Origin of the sequence: Pseudodesulfovibrio nedwellii, from assembly GCF_027923765.1 — a bacterium.
GTDB lineage: Bacteria > Desulfobacterota > Desulfovibrionia > Desulfovibrionales > Desulfovibrionaceae > Pseudodesulfovibrio > Pseudodesulfovibrio nedwellii.
In genome coordinates, this window is sequence record NZ_AP026709.1 from 360001 (window position 1) to 362500 (window position 2500).

1 protein-coding gene and 2 rRNA genes (1 of these 3 cut by a window edge) are annotated in these 2500 nt (G+C 47.9%); all 3 read left to right on the plus strand.

What is annotated here, in order from left to right; genetic code table 11:
* A 23S ribosomal RNA gene (locus SYK_RS01690) occupies positions 1-1755 on the plus strand (it extends 1187 nt beyond the left edge of the window).
* Between the two features lie 68 nt (positions 1756-1823).
* Positions 1824-1938 (plus strand): 5S ribosomal RNA (rrf, locus tag SYK_RS01695).
* Positions 1939-1998: 60 nt separating this feature from the next.
* Positions 1999-2193, plus strand: coding sequence for a hypothetical protein (locus SYK_RS01700; protein ID WP_281761899.1), 195 nt, complete (start codon positions 1999-2001; stop codon positions 2191-2193).
* The last annotated feature ends 307 nt before the right edge of the window (positions 2194-2500 follow it).

The following is a 2500-nucleotide window of genomic DNA, read 5'->3' on the forward strand; positions in this document are numbered from 1 at the left end:
TGTACCGAAGCTTTGGGTTCATACTATGTATGAGCGGTAGGAGAGCGTTCTCAGATGGGATGAAGGTGGACCGTGAGGTTAGCTGGACTAATGAGAAGTGATCATGCTGGCATGAGTAACGATAAAATAAGTGAGAAACTTATTCGCCGTAAACCTAAGGTTTCCTGGGTAAAGCTAATCTTCCCAGGGTAAGTCGGCCCCTAAGGCGAGGCAGAAATGCGTAGTCGATGGGAAACAGGTTAATATTCCTGTACATGTATATGTGTGCGATGGAGGGACGCAGAAGGATAGATGGTCCGGGTGTTGGATATTCCCGGTGCAAGCGTGTAGGGTTGAACTGTAGGTAAATCCGCAGTTCTTTATGCCTGAGACGTTATGCCGAGTCTTTAATCGACGGAAGCCATTAATTCCATACTGCCAAGAAAAGCTTCTAAGTTTAGCATATGCATACCGTACCGCAAACCAACACAGGTAGGTGGGTCGAGCAGACCAAGGCGCTTGAGAGAACTCTGGTTAAGGAACTCGGCAAAATGACCCCGTAAGTTCGCAAGAAGGGGTGCTTGAAATTGTGATCATTTTACTATGTGAGCAACTTCAAGACGCAGTGAATCGGGGGGGGCGACTGTTTACTAAAAACATAGGTCTCTGCTAAGTCGTAAGACGATGTATAGGGACTGACGCCTGCCCGGTGCTGGAAGGTTAAGAGGTGGGGTTAGACTTCGGTCGAAGCTCTGAATCGAAGCCCCAGTAAACGGCGGCCGTAACTATAACGGTCCTAAGGTAGCGAAATTCCTTGTCGGGTAAGTTCCGACCTGCACGAATGGCGTAACGATCCCCCCACTGTCTCAACCAGAGACTCAGTGAAATTGAATTCCCAGTGAAAATGCTGGGTACCCGCGGAAGGACGGAAAGACCCTGTGCACCTTTACTGCAGCTTGACATTGGTATTTGATTAATAATGTGTAGGATAGCTGGGAGACTTTGAAGCATGTTCGCTAGAGTGTGTGGAGTCAACCTTGAAATACCAGCCTTTATTACTTAGGTATCTAATCCGTAGCCGTCATCCGGCGCGGAAACAGTGTCTGGTGGGTAGTTTGACTGGGGCGGTCGCCTCCTAAATAGTAACGGAGGCTTGCAAAGGTTACCTCAGGCTGATTGGAAACCAGCCGTTGAGTGCAAAGGCATAAGGTAGCTTGACTGTGAGAGAGACATCTCGAGCAGGAACGAAAGTTGGTCTTAGTGATCCGGTGGTTCCGCATGGAAGGGCCATCGCTCATAGGATAAAAGGTACGCCGGGGATAACAGGCTGATCGCGTCCAAGAGTTCACATCGACGACGCGGTTTGGCACCTCGATGTCGGCTCATCACATCCTGGGGCTGAAGCAGGTCCCAAGGGTACGGCTGTTCGCCGTTTAAAGTGGTACGCGAGCTGGGTTTAAAACGTCGTGAGACAGTTTGGTCCCTATCCTCCGTGGGCGTAGGAGAATTGAAGAGGGTCTGCCCCTAGTACGAGAGGACCGGGGTGGACGAACCTATGGTGTTTCTGTTGTCACGCCAGTGGCATTGCAGAGTAGCTAAGTTCGGATAGGATAACCGCTGAAAGCATCTAAGCGGGAAGCCAGCCTCAAGATTAGTTCTCCCTGGACATTTATGTCCCTAAAGATCCCTTGAAGACTACAAGGTTGATAGGCTGGGTGTGTAAGCAACGTGAGTTGTTCAGCTAACCAGTACTAATAGATCGTGCGGCTTATTTAACAACTTAATGGAATTCTCTCTTCCCCTGTTTACTTATATATTTGAGTAGACATTACTCAACTCTTTTTCTTGGTGCCCAAGGAGGAGGGGGTACACCCGGTCCCATTCCGAACCCGGTAGTTAAGCCCTCCATCGCCGATGATACTGCATGGTAGCGTGTGGGAAAGTAGGTCGGTGCCAAGGATCTTTTAAGAAAAGCCCTGATTCATATGAATCAGGGCTTTTCTGCGTTCTCAACTCAACATGCGAAAACCAAAGTTGACCATCCCGGCCAGATCAATCAAGACTTTATCATTGTTTCCGGCCACCAATTCCCAGCCCGCACTCAAATTGTTTCTCGAATGTGCACACCTGGTGGAAGAGTCGGAACCATCCGGTTATTATCAAGATATTTCAAAAGCCTTGGTTTTCTCTGAACCAGGGCTTTTTGTGTTTTGAGCCGTGAGAACCAGGGACAGGCTGTACCATTTTGAGCGGATGAGGTTCGACATTGGTTCATGACCTTATAGAGTAGAGACAATTGAAGTGAAAAAGTTGTTTTTCATTATGTCTTTGAGGTTCATCGAATTAATGGTCAAGCAGTTCGTTTTTTTTAGTGTGGAGATCCTAAAATTACGCTTCGTTTGTGGCTTTTGGAGAGGTGGTATTCGAGTATTCTTAGAGCTGTATGGAATTGAGTTCCCTTAGTGAGGATGAAGAATGCCTAGTGGTACCCGAATGTTGTGTTGCCACGCTATTTTAGCTT

Excerpts from the sequence above, each read along its gene's own strand:
- SYK_RS01700 (WP_281761899.1), top strand. The coding sequence starts at position 1,999 with ATGCGAAAACCAAAGTTGACCATCCCGGCCAGATCAATCAAGACTTTA.